This is a genomic window from Chelativorans sp. M5D2P16, from assembly GCF_034427935.1.
In the GTDB taxonomy this organism is placed as follows: Bacteria; Pseudomonadota; Alphaproteobacteria; order Rhizobiales; family Rhizobiaceae; genus Chelativorans.
This window is the reverse complement of sequence record NZ_JAXQNM010000042.1, coordinates 35,995-55,907: the sequence shown is the minus strand read 5'-3', so window position 1 is coordinate 55,907 and position 19,913 is coordinate 35,995. Positions and strand designations below refer to the sequence as shown.

The 19,913-nt window shown below is 65.2% G+C and carries 20 protein-coding genes; 12 read left to right on the top strand and 8 right to left on the bottom strand.

Annotated features, from left to right (window positions below; all coding sequences use genetic code 11):
• Position 1 precedes the first annotated feature (1 nt).
• From SIN08_RS22495 to SIN08_RS22480, 4 genes are read left to right on the top strand one after another with little or no spacing between them, the layout of a single operon-like run.
• A complete protein-coding gene (locus tag SIN08_RS22495) occupies positions 2–928 on the top strand; it encodes an ABC transporter permease (RefSeq protein WP_322453854.1) in 927 nt (308 codons plus the stop codon).
• Positions 925–1,767: an ABC transporter ATP-binding protein gene (locus tag SIN08_RS22490; protein WP_322453852.1), complete on the top strand. Its 843-nt coding sequence runs from the start codon at positions 925–927 to the stop codon at positions 1,765–1,767. Before SIN08_RS22495 ends, SIN08_RS22490 begins: the two co-directional genes overlap by 4 nt.
• Positions 1,767–2,534, top strand: coding sequence for an ABC transporter ATP-binding protein (locus SIN08_RS22485; protein ID WP_322453851.1), 768 nt, complete (start codon positions 1,767–1,769; stop codon positions 2,532–2,534). Before SIN08_RS22490 ends, SIN08_RS22485 begins: the two co-directional genes overlap by 1 nt.
• A gap of 4 nt (positions 2,535–2,538) precedes the next feature.
• Positions 2,539–3,606 carry a dipeptidase gene (locus SIN08_RS22480; protein WP_322453850.1) on the top strand — a complete coding sequence of 356 codons (1,068 nt, stop codon included), beginning with the start codon at positions 2,539–2,541 and terminating at the stop codon, positions 3,604–3,606.
• An 86-nt stretch (positions 3,607–3,692) separates the two neighbouring features.
• Here SIN08_RS22480 and SIN08_RS22475 read toward each other — a convergent pair whose 3' ends face one another.
• Positions 3,693–3,989, bottom strand: a complete 297-nt coding sequence (locus tag SIN08_RS22475) for a DUF982 domain-containing protein (RefSeq protein ID WP_322453849.1) — start codon at positions 3,987–3,989, stop codon at positions 3,693–3,695.
• A gap of 604 nt (positions 3,990–4,593) precedes the next feature.
• Between SIN08_RS22475 and SIN08_RS22470 the strand changes: the two genes are divergently transcribed.
• Positions 4,594–5,010 (top strand): DUF983 domain-containing protein, encoded by a 417-nt coding sequence (locus tag SIN08_RS22470; RefSeq protein WP_322454059.1) that lies wholly within the window; start codon positions 4,594–4,596, stop codon positions 5,008–5,010.
• 46 nt (positions 5,011–5,056) lie between these two features.
• On the opposite strand, the gene SIN08_RS22465 is transcribed toward SIN08_RS22470, so the two are convergent.
• A complete protein-coding gene (locus SIN08_RS22465) occupies positions 5,057–5,485 on the bottom strand; it encodes a hypothetical protein (RefSeq protein ID WP_322453848.1) in 429 nt (142 codons plus the stop codon).
• Between the two features lie 197 nt (positions 5,486–5,682).
• Here SIN08_RS22465 and SIN08_RS22460 point away from each other — a divergent pair, with 197 nt between their 5' ends.
• A complete protein-coding gene (locus SIN08_RS22460; protein WP_322453847.1) occupies positions 5,683–6,699 on the top strand; it encodes a serine hydrolase in 1,017 nt (338 codons plus the stop codon).
• Between the two features lie 95 nt (positions 6,700–6,794).
• On the opposite strand, the gene SIN08_RS22455 is transcribed toward SIN08_RS22460, so the two are convergent.
• Complete coding sequence (locus SIN08_RS22455) at positions 6,795–7,889, bottom strand: DUF475 domain-containing protein (RefSeq protein WP_322453846.1); 1,095 nt, start codon at positions 7,887–7,889, stop codon at positions 6,795–6,797.
• Between the two features lie 354 nt (positions 7,890–8,243).
• Here SIN08_RS22455 and SIN08_RS22450 point away from each other — a divergent pair, with 354 nt between their 5' ends.
• A complete protein-coding gene (locus tag SIN08_RS22450; RefSeq protein ID WP_322453845.1) occupies positions 8,244–9,236 on the top strand; it encodes a ribonuclease Z in 993 nt (330 codons plus the stop codon).
• Between the two features lie 203 nt (positions 9,237–9,439).
• On the opposite strand, the gene SIN08_RS22445 is transcribed toward SIN08_RS22450, so the two are convergent.
• Genes SIN08_RS22445 through SIN08_RS22435 form a run of 3 tightly spaced genes read right to left on the bottom strand, consistent with a single transcriptional unit; the run spans position 9,440 to position 11,904 of the window.
• Complete coding sequence (locus SIN08_RS22445) at positions 9,440–10,369, bottom strand: dihydrodipicolinate synthase family protein (protein WP_322453844.1); 930 nt, start codon at positions 10,367–10,369, stop codon at positions 9,440–9,442.
• A complete protein-coding gene (locus tag SIN08_RS22440) occupies positions 10,366–11,085 on the bottom strand; it encodes a ribonuclease activity regulator RraA (RefSeq protein ID WP_322453843.1) in 720 nt (239 codons plus the stop codon). The genes SIN08_RS22445 and SIN08_RS22440 overlap by 4 nt, the downstream gene beginning before the upstream one ends.
• A gap of 33 nt (positions 11,086–11,118) precedes the next feature.
• Positions 11,119–11,904, bottom strand: a complete 786-nt coding sequence (locus SIN08_RS22435; protein ID WP_322453842.1) for an SDR family oxidoreductase — start codon at positions 11,902–11,904, stop codon at positions 11,119–11,121.
• Between the two features lie 90 nt (positions 11,905–11,994).
• On the opposite strand from SIN08_RS22435, the gene SIN08_RS22430 reads away from it, so the two are divergent.
• From SIN08_RS22430 to SIN08_RS22420, 3 genes are all read left to right on the top strand, one after another.
• Complete coding sequence (locus tag SIN08_RS22430) at positions 11,995–12,855, top strand: LysR family transcriptional regulator (RefSeq protein ID WP_322453841.1); 861 nt, start codon at positions 11,995–11,997, stop codon at positions 12,853–12,855.
• Between the two features lie 192 nt (positions 12,856–13,047).
• Positions 13,048–13,833, top strand: coding sequence for a hypothetical protein (locus SIN08_RS22425; protein ID WP_322453840.1), 786 nt, complete (start codon positions 13,048–13,050; stop codon positions 13,831–13,833).
• 73 nt (positions 13,834–13,906) lie between these two features.
• Positions 13,907–15,397, top strand: coding sequence for an amidohydrolase family protein (locus SIN08_RS22420; protein WP_322453839.1), 1,491 nt, complete (start codon positions 13,907–13,909; stop codon positions 15,395–15,397).
• A 39-nt stretch (positions 15,398–15,436) separates the two neighbouring features.
• Here the strand turns inward: SIN08_RS22420 and SIN08_RS22415 are convergent, their stop codons facing one another.
• Entirely contained in the window at positions 15,437–17,077 is a 1,641-nt protein-coding gene (locus SIN08_RS22415) for a Na+/H+ antiporter (protein WP_322453838.1), read from the bottom strand.
• Between the two features lie 261 nt (positions 17,078–17,338).
• Between SIN08_RS22415 and SIN08_RS22410 the strand changes: the two genes are divergently transcribed.
• Positions 17,339–17,944 carry a GNAT family N-acetyltransferase gene (locus tag SIN08_RS22410; RefSeq protein WP_322453837.1) on the top strand — a complete coding sequence of 202 codons (606 nt, stop codon included), beginning with the start codon at positions 17,339–17,341 and terminating at the stop codon, positions 17,942–17,944.
• A gap of 28 nt (positions 17,945–17,972) precedes the next feature.
• Here the strand turns inward: SIN08_RS22410 and SIN08_RS22405 are convergent, their stop codons facing one another.
• Positions 17,973–18,695 (bottom strand): GntR family transcriptional regulator, encoded by a 723-nt coding sequence (locus tag SIN08_RS22405; protein ID WP_322453836.1) that lies wholly within the window; start codon positions 18,693–18,695, stop codon positions 17,973–17,975.
• 134 nt (positions 18,696–18,829) lie between these two features.
• On the opposite strand from SIN08_RS22405, the gene dctP reads away from it, so the two are divergent.
• On the top strand, positions 18,830–19,855 hold the full coding sequence (dctP, locus tag SIN08_RS22400; protein WP_322453835.1) for a TRAP transporter substrate-binding protein DctP: 1,026 nt from the start codon (positions 18,830–18,832) through the stop codon (positions 19,853–19,855).
• Positions 19,856–19,913 lie beyond the last annotated feature (58 nt).

Sequence of the window (19,913 nt, the reverse complement as noted above, 5' to 3'; positions counted from 1 at the left end):
CATGACGGGCAGCCTCGAACGACCCCAAACGCTGCGCGAATGGCTGACGACGAGCGAGCCGTCCTCCCGCACGCAGGCGCGGCTCGGCCGCACCTATCTCTCGTGGCGGACCTTCTCGCGCAATCCGCTCGCCATGCTCGGCCTCCTGGTGGTGGTCGGGCTGATCATCGTCGCCATCTTCGCCGATCAACTGGCCACCCATTCGCCGATCGTCGGCGGCGATCTCCGGACGGCGCGGCTCCTGCCGCCGAGTGCCGAGCACTGGCTGGGCACAGACAGCCAGGCGCGCGACATCTATTCGCGCCTTGTCCACGGCTCGCGGCTGACCCTCATGATCGTCGCGCTGGTGACGGTGCTCGCCATGCCGGTTGGCCTCCTGATCGGCACCGTGGCGGGCTATGTCGGTGGCTGGGTGGACGCGACCTTGATGCGGATCACCGACATCTTTCTCGCTTTCCCGCGCCTGATCCTCGCGCTCGCCTTCGTCGCCGCGCTCGGGCCGGGCATCGAGAACGCCATCATCGCCATCGCAATCACCTCCTGGCCGCCCTATGCGCGCATAGCCCGCGCGGAAACGCTGACGATCCGCAACAGCGACTTCATTGCCGCGGTGCGGCTGCAGGGCGCGTCCAGGGCGCGCATCATCGCCCGCCACATCATGCCGCTCTGCGTGCCCTCGGTGATCATCCGCGTCACGCTCGACATGGCCGGCATCATCCTGACGGCCGCCGGCCTCGGCTTCCTGGGGCTCGGCGCACAGCCGCCCATGCCCGAATGGGGCGCGATGATCGCGGCCGGGCGGCAATACATCGTCGACTACTGGTGGGTCGCCACGATGCCCGGCATCGCCATTTTCGTCGTCTCTCTGGGCTTCAACCTGCTCGGCGACGGCCTGCGCGACGTCCTCGACCCGAAGGCCGCGCGATGAGCGAGCAAAAACCCCTCCTGGAGGTGGAAAACCTCAATGTCCGCTTCCACCTGCGCACCGGCACGGTTGAAGCCGTGCGCGGCGTTTCCTTCAGCCTCGGGCGCGAGCGGCTCGGCATCGTCGGCGAATCCGGGTCCGGCAAGTCGCAGACCGGCCGCGCCATTCTCGGCCTCACCCCACCGCCGGGCGAGGTGACCGCCGATCGGCTGACCTTCGACGGTATCGATCTGCTTTCCATTCCGCGGCGGCAGTTGCGCAACCTGCGCGGCGGGCGAATGACGATGGTCATGCAGGATCCGAAATACTCGCTGAACCCGGTCATGACCATCGGCGACCAGATGATCGAGGCCTATCGCGCACACAGGCGCGCCGGCCGCAAGGAGGCGCGGGAGAAGTCGCTGGAGATGCTGGAAGCCGTGCAGATGCGCGATCCGGCCCGCGTCTTCTCGCTCTATCCGCACGAGGCCTCCGGCGGCATGGGGCAGCGCGCGATGATCGCCATGATGCTTGTCACCGATCCCGATTTCCTGATCGCCGACGAGCCGACCTCGGCCCTCGACGTGACCGTGCAGCAGGAGGTGCTGCGTATCCTCGATCGGCTTGTGGCCGAGCGCGGCATGGGCCTGATCTTCATCAGCCACGACCTGCGTCTTGTCTCGTCCTTCTGCGACCGGGTGCTCGTCATGTATGGCGGCAAGGTCATGGAGGAACTGGCCGCGGGCGATCTCGACGCGGCACGGCATCCCTATACGCGCGGACTGATGAACTGCCTTCCCGCCCTTGAAGGCTCCGCCCATCCTCTCCCCACGCTCGAGCGCGATCCGGCATGGACGCAGTAATGATCGATATCCGCGACCTTTCCGTTGTCTTCGGCAGCGGCCGCCTCCGCGTGGAGGCGGTAAAGGGGCTCAGTATGCGTATCGCCGAGGGTGAATCCTTCGGCCTCGTCGGCGAGTCCGGCTCCGGCAAGTCGACCGTCCTGCGCGCCATCTGCGGCCTGGCGCCGGTGTCAGCCGGCACGATCGCGGTTGCCGGCAAGCCGGTTCCCGTACCCCGCAACCGCGCCTTTTTCGCCACGGTCCAGATGGTTTTCCAGGATCCCTACGGATCCTTGCATCCACGTCAGACCGTCGACCAGATTCTGTCGGAACCGCTCGCGATCCACCGCCTGAGCGACCGCGACAGGCGCATCGCGCGCGCCCTCGCCGATGTGGGACTCGGTTCGTCTTTCCGCTTCCGCTATCCGCACCAGCTTTCCGGCGGGCAGCGCCAGCGCGTCGCCATCGCGCGGGCGCTGATCCTCGACCCGCGCGTGATCCTGCTCGACGAGCCGACCTCCGCGCTCGACGCCTCGGTGCAGGCCGAAATCCTCAACCTTCTGGAACGGCTGCGTGCCGAACGCCGTCTCACATACATTCTGGTGAGCCACGATCTGGCGGTCGTGACGCATCTTTGCGATCGCCTGCTCGTCATGCGCAACGGCGAAACGGTCGAGGAGACCGATACGGAGCACTTGCGTGCCGGCAAGGCCGAGACCGCCTATACGCGTGCGCTGATGAAGGCGACGGAAGGTTTCACGCGGGCGGCGCCCGCCAGCACGGAATGATGCCATGGCCGATAAGATCGCGATATTCGACGGACACAACGACACGCTTCTCAGGCTTTATCTGAAAGGCGGCCCTGATCCCGAGGCCGCCTTTTTCGATGGCAGCGGAGAAGGGCACATCGATCTGCCGCGCGCCAGGGCGGGCGGCCTGGTGGGCGGGCTTTTCGCCGTCTTCATCCCCTCATCCGAACGGGGTGCCGACGCGGATCTCCTGATGCGCCAGCCGCGCTACGACGTGCCGGTACCGGGGGCGCCCGAGGTCGATGCGGCGCTTGCGGCGAGCGTGGCGATGGCCGGCATCCTGTTTCGGCTCGAACGGCGCTCCAAGGGTGGGCTCCGCGTCTGCCGGTCCGCCGCGGATATCCGCAGCGCGAAGGTCGACGGCGCGCTCGCCGCCGTACTGCACATGGAGGGCGCGGAGGCGATCGACCGCAATTTCCGCAATCTGGAGGTGCTGTACAGGGCGGGACTGCGTTCGCTCGGTCCCGTATGGAGCCGGACCAACGCCTTTGGCCATGGCGTGCCCTTTCGTTTTCCATCCTCGCCTGACACCGGGCCGGGCCTCACCGATCTCGGCCGGGAGTTGGTGCGTCAATGCAACCGCCTGGGGATCGTCGTCGATCTCTCCCATATCACCGAGAAGGGTTTTTGGGATGTGGCGGAATTGAGCGATGCGCCACTGGTCGCCTCCCATTCCAATGCCCATGCGATCAGCCCGCATGCGCGCAATCTCACCGACGGCCAGCTCGACGCCATTCGCGAGAGCGGCGGGCTCGTGGGCGTCAACTACGCGACGGCCTTTCTGCGTCCGGACGGCCGCATGGACGCCGACACCTCCCTCGATCTTCTCCTGCGCCATGTCGATCATCTGGTCGAAAAGCTGGGCATTGACGGGGTGGGGCTCGGTTCCGATTTCGACGGCGCGGTGATCCCCGCAGCCATCGGCGACGTCGCCGGTCTCCCGCGCCTTGCCGACGCCCTCCGCCAGCACGGTTATCACGCCGAGGAGGTCAGGAAGATCTGCTTCGACAACTGGGTCGCGGTTCTGGAGAGGAGCTGGAACGCGATCTGAAGGTGATGGGCGGATGGATGCGCGGCGGAACCCGGACGAAATGCGAACCGGCGCAAGCTGAACAGGCGGCCCGCGCCGGCGGCTGACTATTCCCGCAGCTGCTTCAACCGCTCGCCCTCGTAAAGGCTGTCGAGCGGGACGTCCCGGGCGAGGATACCGGCCGTCCGGGCAAAGGTGGTGAAGCTTCTTCGCGCCTCCTCGCCCACGCCGGGGTTGGCGCTGGCAGCAAGACAGGCGGCCATGGCGCGCTCGAAGATGGGGCCGTCCTGTACCGGCCAGCCCATGAGGAAGTCGCAAGCTTCCTCGGCGCTGTATATCTCCATCACCGGGTCGCCGCTCCGCACGAGGATACGGACGGGTAGATCAAACTGGGCGGTATCCATGTCGAGATCCTCCAGCGCAGTTAACCGGCAAAAGGCGGGAAGGTTGCACCACGGGGCAATCGCGCATGTCGGGTTCCTCCATCTCAGCCGGAACCGAAAATGAGATCATCGCACCTGCACGGGCGATCGGCAATACGGTCGGTCCCGGGAGCCGGTGCAAGGTTGGGTTTGTCGATGGCCGGCCGCGTCTTCCCCACGCAGCCGCCGGTTACCGTGTGCGCGGCGTTGACGGTCTCCCGCGCCAAGGACAGGCTGGCCCAGTACCACGCCGCCGGCTGCATAGACGCCGCGGCTGCGAAAGCCGTCATGGTCGTCGGAATAATGGCCGCTGTCATAGACGCAGCCCGACAGCACCGAGACCGTGAGGATTACAATCGAAACCAGCACTGCTTTATTCGGCATCGTCCTGCCTCAAGCGTACGCTGCGGTTCTATCCAGCGGGAACAGGAGGGCGCCAACCGATATTGAAGCCGCTGTTCGGGGAACGAGACCCGCGCAGGGAAGTTCCGGAAGGTGGCCCTTTGTCGCGCGACAGATGGGCGGGTTGCGGCGGAGCCGGGCCGGAACGATGAAGGGGCCGGATTGCTGGAGCCGGAGTGAACCGATGAGCAGTGAAGAATATAATGAAACCGAGGTCCCTGCGGTGACCGGCATCCGCGGCAGGTGCCCGCGCTGCCAACAGGGCCATCTGTTCGCCGGCTATCTCACCCTCGCCGACAGGTGTGACGTGTGCGGCCTGGACTTCGGCTTCGCGGACCCCGCGGATGGGCCGGCATTCTTCGCAATGAGCATTGCCGCGGTCCCGGCCCTTGCGTTCGCGCTCTGGTTCCAGTTCACGTTCGAGCCGCCGATCTGGGCTCACCTGTTCACCACCCTGCCGCTTACGGTCGGCGCCTGCCTTCTGTTGTTGAGGCCTTTGAAGGGATGGCTTGTTTGCTCGCAATATTTCCACAAGGCACAGGAAGGCACGATCGACCGCCAGTGGCATGCCGCCGAAGCGCGGCGGCGCGACGAGCATTGATGCCATGGCGGTGGCGCCGGGACGTTCTCCTTCCGCATGTCGGACGCTATTGAAAGGACCGCCCATCCCACTGGACGGTCGCGGCACGCCCGCCGGCCCCATGCATCCGGATTCGCGGAGTGGCGCCATCCTCGATGCTGACGCCGGCACCCAGCATTTCCCGTTCCAGATGCAACAATCCCCCGCGCCGGACGTAAAAGTTCACCGTACAAAGCTGCGCGCCGCAGAAGATGCTGCGCGACTGTCCCGGGCCGGCGCAGCCGATCCCCTCGTGGCTCAGGACGAGATCGGTTTCTCCATCGCCCGTCAGGTCCGTCTCGATCACGGCGGCCGGATCGATCTCGCCCGGGCGGCCCTCGCAGGCCGCGGCGATCTCCTGGGTAATGAGATACTCCGTGGCGTTGGAATAGGCGCCCGCCGGCGCACACAGCGCGGCGACGAAACCTGTGGCGAAGAGCAGGCGGATGACGGTCACGGACACACTCCCTTGACGATCCGAATTCATCCTATCCCGGCCTCGACATTCGACTAGTCGGTAAATCGGGTTAACCCCAATGTCACTTGCACGCCTGAATACCGGCCGCCGCGGCTCCACGCCTCACATTGCCGTGAAATGTCGGATTTTTGCAGCGCACCCCCATTCTCGCCGGAAACGGCACTTAGCCGATCACCATGCGCCATAGATCTTTCCTGATTCTCGTCTTTTTTCTCCTCGTTTTTTCAGTCGCGGCGCGTGCCGCGGAGGGGCTGGCAGAGCGGCTCGAACCCATTCTCGACGATGCCGAGGAGCTCACGCCGCTGCACACCGTCGTCGTGGCGCACGAGGGCACGATCGTCGCCGAGCGCGGCTATCGCGGCCATTCTCCGGAAAGCCCCGCCAACATCAAGTCCGCGTCGAAGTCCATCATGTCCGCGCTCGTCGGCATCGCCATCGATAAAGGCGTGCTCGAAGGCACCGAACAGAAAATCGCTGAACTGCTTCCGGACGATCTTCCCGCGGACCCGGATCCGAGATTGCAGGAGGTGACCGTCGGTCACCTTCTTTCAATGCAGGCCGGGCTCGGCCGAACCTCCGGCCCGAATTACGGGCGCTGGGTGGCGAGCGACAATTGGGTGCGGGCGGCGCTCGCCATGCCGTTCGATGACGAGCCGGGCGGCGCCATGCTCTATTCCACAGGTTCGACCCATCTCTTGTCGGCGATTCTCACGCGCCTGACGGGCCGCTCGACGCTGGCGCTCGCGCGGGAATGGCTGGGGCCGCAGGAGGGTTTTTCGATCGCCGCATGGGATCGTGACCCGCAGGGCATCTATTTCGGCGGCAATCAGATGTCCATGAGCCCGCGCTCGTTCCTTGCCTTCGGCGAGCTCTATCGCAATGGCGGCGTCAGCCGCGATGGCGAGCAGCTCGTGCCGGCGCGCTGGATCGAGGCCTCATGGCAGCGGCGCACCGCCTCACGCTTCACCGGCGACGGCTACGGCTATGGCTGGTTCATGCGCCGCATCGCCGGTGAGGACGTCTATTACGGCTGGGGCTATGGAGGCCAGATGCTTTATGTCGTGCCGGGGCAGGGCCTGACTGTGGTCATGACATCCGACACGAACAGTCCGGCCGGCCGCAGCGGGCACCGCGACGATCTCCACGCGCTGCTCGGCCGGATCATGGAAGCGGTCGAGGGTGAGGACCGCTGAAGCGGATTGGGGAATCCCCGCCCGTAGGGCGCCATCCCGGGCAGTTTTCCGGTTTCCCGGGATGACGCACGCTCCGAAGGGCCGGGCCGGCCGCTTTACTTCTCGCCCGTACCGTTCACCCTGTTCCAGCGCACCGAAGACCAGAACGACAGCCCGATCAGCGCCGCGCCGCCGAGGCCGGTGATCAGCTCGGGAATGTGCACGAGCGACTGGGTGTACATGATCACCGAGAGCGCGATGATCGCGTAGAAGGCGCCGTGTTCGAGATAGCGGTATTGGGCGAGCGTGCCCTTGTCGACCAGCATGATGGTCATCGAGCGGACATACATGGCGCCGATGCCCAGCCCGATGGCGATGATGAAGAGGTTCTGGGTGAGCGCGAAGGCGCCGATCACGCCGTCGAAGGAGAAGGAGGCGTCGAGAACCTCGAGATAGAGGAAGGCCCCGAGACCTCCCCTGGCGGCACTGCTCATGGTTTCCTGCGCGCGGTCCAGGAACGCGCCCACCACCTCCACCAGGAGGAAGGTCAACAATCCCCAGATGGCGGAACTGAGGAAGACGCGCGCTTCCTCGCCACCGAGCAGCCGCGAGAAGGTCAGGATCAGGATCAGCACGAAGGCTATCTCGATGCCGCGGATCGTGGCGTATTTCGCCAACCGCCGTTCCAGCCACTTAACCCAGTGCACGTCCTTCTCGTGGTCGAAGAAGAAGGACAGGCCGACCATCATCAGAAAGGTACCGCCGAAGGCGGCGATCGGCAGATGCGCCTCGCGCATGATGCGCGCATATTCCGAGGGTTCCGTGGCAGCCAGGAGAATCGCCTGCCATGGCCCGATTTTGGCGGCGATCACCACAATCAGCAGCGGAAAGACGATCCGCATGCCGAAGACCGCGATCAGAATGCCCCAGGTCAGGAACCGGCGCTGCCATTCGGGGCGCATGTCCTTGAGCTTGTTGGCATTGACGATTGCGTTGTCGAAAGACAGGGAAATTTCGAGAACGGCGAGAACGCAGCAGATGAGAAAGATGGTGAGCGTGCCGCCCACCGTGCCGGTCATCTCCCATCCCAGGAAGGCGCCGAGGACGAGTCCGAGCGCCGTGACGATGAAGGCCCACCTGAAATAATACAGGAGGGACGTCCCGGAACCTGCAGACGCGGCCTCTCTTTGAAGAGTGGTCCTGCTATCCATGATGTTTGAAGTGAATCCAGGCGGCTGGAAAAGGTCGCGGTGCCGACATCGCGAAAGCGCCGCCACTTCCGCCAGAGGGGCCCGGTCACCGAACAACTGCCCGCCAGAACGCGGCAGAACAGTAGATAGCGGCTCGGCCGCCTCCCGGCAAGCCCGATCGCACAATTGGCCATTCGAGGGACCGGCAGGCCGTACGCGCGCGCAACCCTGCTCGGAACCAAGCGCCTTTGCCCGGGCGTTGAAGTGCAGGCAAAGGAGCGCCGATATGCATTGCGTTACGGGACGTGCCGGCAAGGTGAGTACCTGCTATCGAGGAGTGACTCCACGTGGAGCGCGGACTTCCGCCGACAGCAGATGAGCGTCCTTCTGGTCCAGCCACGCCTCGCGGGCGATCCCTTCGCCGATCCGGTCCTTTATCTCGACTTCCGCTTCGGCAGGCGCGCGCTGCTGTTCGACATCGGCGACCTGGCGCCGCTTTCACCCCGTGAGATCGCGCGCGTGACACAGGTGTTCGTGTCGCACATGCACATGGATCACTTCGCCGCCTTCGATCGGCTGCTGCGCCTCAGTCTCTACCGGGACGCCAGGATCGATCTCGTCGGGCCTCCCGGGCTGGCGAATGCCGTGGAATCCAAGCTGCGCGCTTATACCTGGAACCTGCTCGACGCCGAATCGCGCGACTTTTCGCTTTCGGCGTCCGACTGGGCGGAGGGTGGGTTCATGCACGCCAGTCTCTTCCGTGCGCGCGACGCCTTCCGGCGGCAGGAGATCGCGCCACCCTCGCTGAACGGCACGGCTCTCATGGACGATCCGGAGTTCACGATTGAAGCGGCGTCGCTCGATCACGGCGTCCCCTCGCTCGCTTTCGCCTTTCAGGAAAAGACGCGCGTCAATGTGCACAAGGCGCGGCTGGACGCACTCGGTCTGCCAGTGGGGCCGTGGCTGACGGAGGCGAAGCGGTCGGTGCGTCGCGGGGACCTGTCGCGGCGTCTTTCGCCGGCCGACGGCCGGCAGGTCACCATCCGGGATCTGCTGGAGGCGGGCGCGCTGAGAACCGGTGCCGGTCAGCGGATCGCCTATGCCACCGACCTCGCTTTCACCGAGCTCAACACGAAACGGCTGGTGGCGCTCGCGCACGGCGCCGACCGCCTGTACATCGAGGCTGGATTTCTGGAGGAAGACCGGCTGCTCGCCGCATCGAAGAAGCACCTGACGGCGGCGCAAGCCGGCTCGATCGCCCGGCTGGCGGGTGTGGCGGAAGCCGTTCCGATGCATTTCTCGCCGCGCTATGCCGACCGCGCGGACGAACTCAAAGCCGAATTCGCGAGCGCAATGGCGGACGGCTAGAGTCTTCGTTCTTTCCGAAGACCGGTTTCCAAAAGCACGACGTGCAGGTTCGAAGGCCGCAAAGTCCTTTGTGCGTCCGAATGGGCGCACGGCGCTATTGCCGGGGCGCCGCTCCATGCGAATCCGCGGGCAAGATCGCCGCCGACACATCCCGTGGCGGCTGCACGCCATGCTTTTTCAGCGCGGCGATGCATCGCGATTTTTCATTGGGCGGCGCGGGGGTCGTGCCGCGCCAGCCGGGCGAGAAGGAAATCGACCTCCGCCCGCGCCTTCTGCGAAAGGGCCGCTCCGGGGACCCGCAGATCCGCATGGGCGATGACGCCCCGCTTTGCCAGAACATACTTCCGCACGGCAAGCCCCACGCCCGCCTGGTGCTCGTAGCGCAGGAGCGGCAGATGGGCATCGTAGAGGTCGTGCGCGGCCTCCCGGTCGCCCGCCTGGCTCATCCGAACGACGTCGATCAGCATTTCCGGGAAGGCATAGCCGGTCATTGCGCCGTCGGCGCCGCGCTCCATCTCGAAGTCGAGGAAGAGGGCGCCGTGGCCGCAAAGGATGGAGACGTGGCGCAGTTCGCCTTGTCCTTCCCAGTTGCGCAGCGCGCTGATCTTTTCGAGGCCCGGCCAGTCCTCGTGCTTGAGCATCACGCAGGACGGGTTCTCCGTGATGATACGGCGCACCACCGCGTTCGACATGATGACGCCGGTGGCGGTCGGGTGGTCCTGCAGAACGAAGGGGACGTCTTCGCCGATCTGCGCCACCGCCTGCCCGAAATAGCCGGCGATCTGGTCGTCGGTACGCATGGCGGCGGGCGGCGTGATCATCACGCCGGCCGCGCCCAGCCCCATGGCTTCGTGCGCCAGCCGCTTCATGGCCGCGAAGCCGGGCGCTGAGACGCCCACCACGACCGGCATGCCGCCCGCGTGGGCAACCACCTCGCGGACGACTGTCAGCGATTCCTCGGGTTCGAGCTTCTGCGCCTCGCCCATGATGCCCAGGATCGTCAGCCCGTCGCAGCCCGCCTGCGCATAGAACGCCGTCATGCGGGCAAGCGAGGCCTTGTCCAGGCTGCCGTCCGGGAGGAAGGGCGTCGGCGCGATCGCGTAAACGCCCCGGGTTTGCGTGCCGAAGCTCATGAGGTCCGTCCCTGCTTCTCCTTCAGATAGGCCGCGTAGCGCGCCTTGGTCTCCTCGTTCATGGGATAGAGGCCCGGCAGCTTTTCTCCGCGCTCGACCTCCTCCACGATCCAGCCTTCCATCTCCTCCTGCGCCGGCGCCTCCGCCAGTACCTCCTCGAGAAGCGCCTGCGGGATGACCACCGCACCGTCGGAATCGGCGACGACGATGTCGCCGGGGATGACCGCCACGCCGCCGCAGCCGATCGTCTCGCCCCAGCCGACGAAAGTCAGGCCGGCGACGGAGGGCGGTGCTGCGACCCCGCGCGCCCAGACGGGCAGGCCGGTGCCGAGAACTCCCTTGCCGTCGCGCACCACGCCATCCGTAATCAGGGCGGAAACCCCGCGTTTGCGCATTCGCGCGCAGAGGATGTCGCCGAATACACCGGCATCGGTGATGCCCATGGCGTCGATTACGGCGATACAGCCCTCCGGCATGTCCTCGATGGCCGTGCGCGTGGAAATGGGCTTGCTCCAGGCGGCGGGCGTGGCGAGATCCTCGCGCGCGGGGACGAAGCGCAGCGTGAAGGCGGGGCCGACCAGCCGTTCCTGGTCTTCCTCGAGCGGCATGGCGCCGCGGATCCACACGTTGCGCAGCCCCTTCTTCAGGAGGATGGTCGTCAGTGTCGCCGTGGTGACGTTCTTGAGGGTTTCGATCGCTTCGGGCGAAAGTGTCATGTGCGCGTTTTCCTTTTTCGATTGCGCGGAAGATCAGATACTCGAGATGTAGCCGCCGTCGACGCGGATGCTGCTTCCGTTGATGTAGGAGGCGCGTTCGCTCGCCAGGAAGGCGACGACGTCGCCATATTCGCGCGGATCGCCGTAGCGGCCCGCGGGAATGGAGGCGAGGCTCTCTTCGCGCACCTCGTCGACGCTGCGCCCCTCGCGCTTGGCCTTCTGCTCGTCGAGGAAGGTGATGCGCTTGGTGGCGACCCGGCCCGGCATGACGATGTTGGCGGTGATCCCGTCGCGCCCGACTTCGCCGGCAAGCGTCTTCGACCAGCCGACCAGCGTGCTGCGCAGCGCGTTGGAGATGCCCAGATTCGGGATGGGCGAGACGACGCCGGAGGAGGTGGAGGTGATGATGCGGCCCCACCCGCGCGCCTTCATGCCCGGCAGCACCCGATCGGTGATGGCGAAGACCGACAGCACCATGGATTCGAAGAACTTGCGCCAGGTCTCGGGCGACTGGCCGGCCACGCCTCCGGGCGGCGGCCCGCCGGTCACGGAGACGAGGATATCCACCTGTCCGAGCGTCTTTTCGATGCTTGCCACGTTCGGTTCGACGACGTCGAGTTGTCCGAGGTCCCAGGTCAGCGGCATCGCCGTGCCACCCCCTGTCTCGATGGCCTTCGCGGTCTTTTCCGCCGCATCCTTGTCGATGTCGGCCACGGCCACCTTCACGCCCTCTCGGGCAAGCGCCTCGGCGATCGCTCCACCCAGACCGCCTCCGGCCCCGAGCACCAGCGCAACCTTTCCGTCAATTCCCAGATCCACGGATCCCTCCTGTTTCCTTGTGCGGTGAGGCGGGTTATAGCAAAGGGGAAACTATGTTTTTCTGCGATCAAACAGAAAAAGAATTTCGGTTTGGATACGCGCTATATCGAGACGCTTCTCGCGGTCGCCCGCCGCGGCTCCTTCGCCGGAGCCGCCCATCAGCTCAACCTCACCGCCACCGCCGTCGCCCAGCGCATCCGGGCGCTGGAAGAGGAGTTCGGCGTACGGCTGGTCACGCGTTCAGGGCGTACGGTGCGGCCGACGGAGGCCGGCTATGCGGTTTTGACCCGCAGCGAGCAGTTCCTGCGCGAGTACCGCAGCCTGCGCGCGGCCGTCGCCGGGACGGTGACGGGTGGCCGGCTGCGGATCGGCGCGATCGCCACCGTGCTCACCGGCCTCCTGCCGGAAGTGCTGAGCACGCTTGCAAGCGAGCATCCCGACCTGCATGTCTTCGTGGAGCCGGGCACCTCGAGCGAGCTCTACGATCGGGCGCAGGCGGGCTATCTCGACGCGGCGGCGATCATCCGGCCCGCCTTCGAATTGCCCAAGGGATGGGAGTTCCGTGCCTGGCGGCGGGATCCTCTGGTCATGCTCGTGCCGAAATCCGAGACGCGCACCGACTGCGCGGCGATTTTGAAGGACTGGCACTATATCCGCTACGACCGCCAGCAATGGGGCGGGCGGCTGCCGCAGATATGGCTCGACGCGCACAGCCTGGAGCCCGACATCCGCTACGAGATGGACGCGCTGGACGCCATCGCGGTGCTTGTAGGACGGGGCCTCGGCGTTTCCATCATCCCCGATTGGGTCGGCCCCTGGCCGGAGGGAATAGAACTGAACCGGGTCGAACTGCCGGAGCCGTCTCCGCAACGCGAGATCGGCTTCATCTGGCCGCGCAACTCGCCGCAGACGCATCTTTTGCGCCTGGTCGCCAGGGCGGCGCGGATATGAGCCTTCCGCGCGGATCTGTCGTCGCTGCAGGTCTGTGCTTTAATGACAGCGGCATAGGCTTACGGAATATCAACGCAGACGTTAGGAAGTGGTCATACGTTCGCGGATCGGGATGTCATCAGGAATAAATGATGATATCATAAAGCGAGGAATACATCGTCTATATTGATCGATTTGCGATGAGGGATTTTGATGAAGGGGCGGCTGCTACTCGGGATTTGCGCCTGGCTTGCCGCGGGCGCGGCGCATGCGGATGATTCCTGGCGCTTCCAGGTGACGCCCTATATCTGGGGTCCCGGGTTGGGCGGGGACGTCCAGCCGATCTCCAGGCTGCCGCCGGTTCACTTCGACAGGTCCCTGGGTGAGATCCTGGACAACCTCGACGCAGCATTCTTCATGAATGTGACAGCACGCAAGGACCGTTTCGTCATCTTTGGCGATTTCACCTACGCCAACCTGACCGAGGACCACAGTTTTACGATTCCCTCGATCCACGTCGGCGGAATCACCATTCCTTCCGTGCACGTGCCGGTCGATGTCAAGATATCGCAGTCGTCCATGACGGTGGCTGGCGGATATTCGGTGATCGACCAGCCGCAATTCGTTCTCGACCTTCTGGGCGGTGCCCGGTTGTGGCACGTGGAGGCGGAGATCGACATCCCGGTCCATATTCCGCATTTCCCGCACCTGCCGACCAGCGCTTCCGAGACGCGCACATGGGTCGATCCCATCATCGGTGCCCGCGCCAGACTTCAGCTCACGCCCGACTGGTCGCTGATCGGCTATGCCGACGTCGGCGGATTCGGTGCCGGATCCGACACCACCTGGCAGGCGGTCGGCACAATCAACTACCGGGTGACGGACAAGTTCTTCGTGTCCGCGGGATACCGGCACATGGCCTTCGACTATGACAAGGACGGGCTCAACCTGGATGTGGAGATGGGCGGACCCTTGGTCGGCGTGACGGTGAGGTTCTGATCGGTTCACCGCATGGTGCCGGTAGACGCGTGGCGGCATCACTGGCTGAAATTACCGAACGAGTGAGGGTAGCATGTATCTTTCCGGTCCCCATACGCCGAGTGGCTTTTTCTGCGAGGAAGCCACTGCCGTTTCCAATACCCCCTGCGCCTGCTGCAGTCCCCAGGCGCGCGCGCTCAGCGAGCGCCTCGGCACTGATCTGAAACGCCGCATGTTCGTGCTCGGCGGTGTCGCCGCCGTCGTGGCGCCGTTCATGGAAATGCGTTCCGCCCATGCCCTGGGCGAGCAGCCCGCCGCGCCCGAACGGCCGCTCCTGTTCACCAATCTGCGGCTCTTCGACGGCGTGAACCAGACCGTCCGGGAAGGGGTCAACATTCTCGTCAGGGGCAACAGGATCGACGCGCTGCCGGGTGCCGCCGAGAGCGTGGAGGATGCCGAGGTCGTGGACTGCGGCGGCAGGCTGGCCATGCCGGGTCTGATAGACGCGCACTGGCATTCGACCATGTGCGCGATCAGCGAACTGGAAGCCTTCACCGCGCAGACCGCCTACCTCCATCTCGTCGCGGCCCGCGAAGCCGAGCGGACGCTGATGCGCGGCTTCACCACCGTGCGCGATGCGGGCGGCCCCGCCTTCGCATTGAAGACGGCGATCGATCGCGGGATCATCAACGGTCCGCGCATCTATCCTTCGGGTTCGATCGTCTCGCAGACCTCCGGCCATGGCGATTTCCGCTTTCCGAACGAGCTTCCGCGCGGGAACACGACGCCGCGCAGCTATGCGGAGGTTGCGGGGATGTCGTCGCTCGCCGACGGCGAAGCGGAGGTTTTGCAGTCCGTACGCGAAAACCTCATGCTGGGGGCGACCCAGATAAAGCTCGCCGCCGGAGGCGGCGTCTCGTCCTTTTTCGACCCGATCGACAGCACGCAGTTCCTGGAGGAAGAACTGCGCGCGGCGGTGCGGGCGGCGGAGGACTGGGGCACCTATGTCACCGTCCACGTCTACGTGCCGCGTGGCATCCAGCGCGCCATCCGCGCCGGCGTGAAGTGCATCGAGCATGGCCAGCTGGCCGACGAGGAGACGGCACGCATGATTGCCGATGAAGGCATCTGGTGGAGTCTTCAGCCCTTCCTGGCCGATGAGGATGCCAACGTGAAGCCCACGCCTGAGCAGCGTGCGCAGCAGGAGGAGATATCCAAGGGCACGGTGCGGGTCTACGGAGAACTGCTCAAGAAGTTCGATATCAAGTCCGCCTGGGGCACCGACATCCTGTTCGGGCCGCAGCAACTGCCGAATCACGGGCGGCAGATCGCCAAGCTCACGCGCTTCTACGATCCGCTCGAACTGCTCAGCATCGTCACCGGCAACAATGGCGAGCTTTGCCGCATGTGTGGTCCGCGCAATCCCTATGACGGCAATCTGGGCGTTATCGAGCCGGGGGCTCTCGCCGATCTCCTGATCGCCGAGGGCGATCCCACGCAGGATCTCGATTTCCTGATGGATCCGGAGGAAAACCTCAAGGTCATCGTCAAGGACGGCCGGATTCACAAGAACACGCTCGCGTGAATCGACGCGCCGCGGCCGGGGCGTGGTGCCGGCTGCGGGTCAGGATGCGGTGAGATGCGTCTCGAGCAGGTCGATTTCGCGTATGAGGTCGCGCGCCTGCTCTTCCGAGATCTCGTGCATCCGGCGCAGACGGAAGAGTTCGTCCCGCTCGGCCCGCAAGGCCGAGAGGCGCAGTTCACGCTCGACCCTTTCGACGGCGCGGGCGCGCTTTGCTTCGTCGCCGGTTTTCGCGCCGCCGTCGATGCGCTGGCGATAGGTTTCAATCACGCGCGCGCCGGCCTCGGTGTAGAGTTCGCCGTCTCCATATCGCGCATCCGGTGCGCGCTGTGCGCGTGTCACGGCCTTGATTGCCGCTTCGGCAGCGGCGACCCGCGCCCGGTCCTCCTTCTCCTGGAGGGAAGGCTCGGGCGGCAGTTGCAGTCCCTTCAGAACGAAAGGCAGACCTATGCTCGCCGCCAGCAGCGAGACGACAATGACGCCGGCCGCAAGAAAGACGGCGAGTTCGCGCGCGGGAAAGGGCGAGCCGTCGGCCATGGCAAGAGGCAGGGTCAGAACGCCCGCCAGGGTGACGGCGCCGCGTGCGCCCGCCAGTGTGGTCGCGGCCAGCAGGCGCCAGCCGGGACTGCGCACACGCTGGCTTTGACGGGACGCGCGAAACAGAATGAAGCGCAACGTCACCCAGGCCCAGACGAAGCGCAGAAGCGCCAGCATGCCGGTAATGGCCAGGACGTAGATCGCGAGCAGGGCCGGATCGAAGTGATCTGCCTCGCTCACCGCTTCACTGGCATCGCCGATGATGTCGGGGATCTGTTCGCCGAGCAGGACGAAGATAGTGCCGTTCGCCGCGAACTGGAGCGTATCCCACACGGCCGTCCTGTTGACGCGCGTCGAAGCCAGTCCCGCGCGCGACTGGTCGGCGTAGCTCATGGTGATCCCGGCTGCGACCGCGGCGAGAATCGCCGAGCAGCCCAACCGATCGGCAAGAAGGTAGGCGCCGAAGGGGATGAGCAAGCTGACCAGGATGTGCGCGCCCACTTCCTCCCCAATCCGTCTTGCCACCATTTCCTGCACCTTTGTGACACCCCATGTCACGCCGATGCCGATTGCGACGCCGCCCGTGGCGAGCCAGAGGAAGGTGCCGACGGCGTCGACGAGAGAGAACGCCCCGGTCAGTGCCGCCGCCACGGCAAACCGCATGCAGACGAGACCGGATGCATCGTTGAGCAGCGATTCGCCTTCCAGCACATGCATCAGCCGCTTGGGAACGGGCACGCGCGCGGCGATCCCCGAAACGGCCACGGGATCCGTCGGGGAAATGACGGCGGCAAGCGCAAATGCCACCGCGAGCGGCATTGCCGGGATCATCCAATGAATGAAGAAGCCCAGCCCGAGAACGGTGAAAACCACCAGGCCGAAGGCCAGCGCCAGGATGGTTTCCCTGTCCCGCAGTAGGCCCTCCTTTGGGATCCGCCAGCCGTCGAGAAACAGGAGTGGCGGCAGGAACAGGAGGAAGAAGACGTCCGGGTGCAACTCCACCTTGAGATCGGCGATGGCGGCCAGGAACGCCCCCAGGCCGATCTGGACGACAGGCAGCGGCAGCGGAACAGGCAAGGCGCGGGCAATCGCGCCGCTGATCACGACCGAAAGAATGAGAACGAGGATTGTCGCGATAATTTCCAAGGCCGTACCTGCCCCTCGATTGTGAACACCTACCAAGTCCCGCCTCAGCGCTCAACGCGATACGGGTTTGAAGCGATCACGCCTTTCCCGTGGCGAACGCCCCAAACGTCCTCGTCTATCGGGGGCAGATGGCCGAAAAGCCCCGGCCTTGTCCCATTCCGCCCTTTAAGAATCCCCGCCGGTGCCTATCAGGTTCGCTCCCCATGCCGAAGGAGGAGGAGCGATGAACACGATCCTTGTGCGCGCACGGTTGAAGTCGCCATGCTCGACCATGTGAACCCTGTCCTGATCCGTGACGCGGTACCCGGCGATGCCCGGATGCTGGCCGAGTTGATGGCCATCGCGGGCGCAGGCATTCCGCAATGGCTCTGGTCTTCCCAGGCGGCGCCCGGCGAGGCGCCGATCGATGTCGGCACGCGTCGCGCAATGCGTGAGGAGGGCGGTTTTTCCTGGCGCAACGCCATCGTGGCCGAAAGGGAAGGCGCCGTCGTCGGCATGATCCTCGGCTATCCGCTGGAAGCCGACGAGACCGATCTTGCCGAGATCGATCCGCTCCTGCGGCCTTTCATCGTCTTGGAGCGTCTCGTGCCGGGGAGCTGGTACATCAACGCCTTCGCCGTCTTCGCGCCCTGGCGGTCGACGGGGATCGGCGCCCGGCTCATCGACGCGGCAAGAGACCGGACCCGAGCCCTCGGTCTTGCCCGCATGAGCGTGCAGTACTTCTCCGAAAATCCGCGCGCGGGCGCCTTCTACGCCCGCCACGGTTTCGTGGAGACGGCATCGAAGGCGTTGCCGGACAACGATGTCTGTACCTATCGCGGCGATACGGTGCTGATGGTGGCGCAGATTCCCGCAAGGGATGGATAGGCAGGAAGCGGGCCGGGGCCGGCCCGTGTCAGAAATATTCCGGATACCGTGCCATGATCTGGTCGGCGGCGCCGAGCGTGCCCGACAGGTGCTCGCGCACCGCCGATTGCGCGGCCGCCGTATCGCCGGCCTCGATCGCTTCGAGGATGCGCTGGTGGTAGAACAGGATGTTGGCGGGCTTGCCGGGTTCCGGCAGGTTGAGGTTGCGCAGGCGGTCGATGTGCCCGGAGCGCGCGGTGACGAGCTGCCAGAGATTAGCCACGCCGACGGCCTGGCAAAGTGCTTCGTGAAAGAACCGGTCGAGCCTTGAAAAGCGCTCGATCTCACCGGCCTCCAGCGCGGCCTGTTGCAGGGCGAATACCTTGCGTGCGCTCGAAACAGCCTCCTTTTTGCCTTTCGCCGCCAGCCGCCGCATCACTTCCAGTTCGATCGACAGGCGCAGAAACTGAGTCTCGCGCGCCTGTTCGACATCGATCTTTGAGACCTGGGTTCGCGATTGCGGATAGATCACGAGGAGGCCTTCCTCCTCGAGCTTGAGCATCGCATCGCGTACCGGCGTCTGACTGACGCCATAGTGCTCGGCGATTTCGGCGCGCGAGAGGTTTTGTCCCGGGGCGAGTTCGAGCGAGATGATTCGCTCACGCAGCGCTTCGTGAATCTGCTGGCTGACGGAGACGCGCTTGATTCGCGTGCGCTGGTGCGCGCCCGGAAACGCTTCCCTCTCGGCGGTCAGGGCAATGTTCTCTCTCATCGTATCAGCCGCTTTTTGCGTGCATGAATCTCGTCCATTCCTATACACGTCGCTTGACGTAAATGCACTAATATTTTAGTGCATCAGAGTCGCGGGGCCGTGTCGGTCTCGTCACTGTTCCCAGGGAGGACAATATGGCATTCGCAAGAACCGCGTTCCTGGCGGCATCCGTCTCGCTTCTGGCCGGAGCCGCCCACGCCGAGACGTTCAATATCCAGACCTCTTTCAACGCAGGCGATTTCTCGACCAAGTACATGACAGAGAACTGGCTGCCCAAGATCGAGGAGATGACCGAGGGCCGCGTTGAAATCGTCTTTACGCCGAACGGTTCCGTCGTTCCGGCAAAGGACACGCCGGAAGCCGTTGCGGCCGGCGTGCTCGACGGCGACTTCACGTCGGTGAACTATTTCTCCGGTCTCGAGCCGGCCTACGCCATCATGGGCGACCTGATCTCGGGCTATGACACGCCGGAGCAGATGCTCGATTTCTGCCGCGAGGGCGGCGGCGAAGCGGTGATGCAGAAGGCCGCCGATGCCGTGACCGGCGGCGAGGTACACGTGGTGGCTTGCGGCCCCTATTCACGCGAGGCGCTGGTTGCCCGCGTGCCGATCCGCACCTTCGAGGACCTCGAGGGCAAGAAGATCCGCTCTCCCGAAGGCCTGGCGGCAGCCGTCTTCCAGGCGGCCGGCGCTTCGCCCGTGTCGATCCCCTTTTCGGAGGTCTTCGGCGCGCTGGAGAAGGGTATCGTCGATGCGGCGGACGCCTCCGCCTATGTGAACAACGACGCAACCGGCATGCACGACGTGGCGCCCTATCCGCTCTATCCGGGCATCCACTCCATGCCGTCGATGCAGTTCACCATCAACAAGGCCAAGTGGGACGCGCTCTCGGAGGCGGACCAGCAGGCGCTGCGTGACTGGTGGTACGAGGCCATGTACGCCATGGCCGCCGAGGTTTCGAAGCAGGACGCCGAGCTTGCGGCCCGCGACGACGCCACAGACGACATCGAGGTCATCGATTGGGCGCAAGAGGACCGCGATCAGCTGAGGGTCGTGGCCCGCGAGCAGTGGGAGATCTACGCCGAGAAATCCGATCTCGCCAAGGAGGCGCTCGACGCGAACATCGCCTACATGACCGAGATCGGCCTGTTCGGCGAATAGGCCTCCGCTCACGCGCCGCCTGCAGTAATGCCGGGCGGCGCCCCCTTCTTCCTATAGA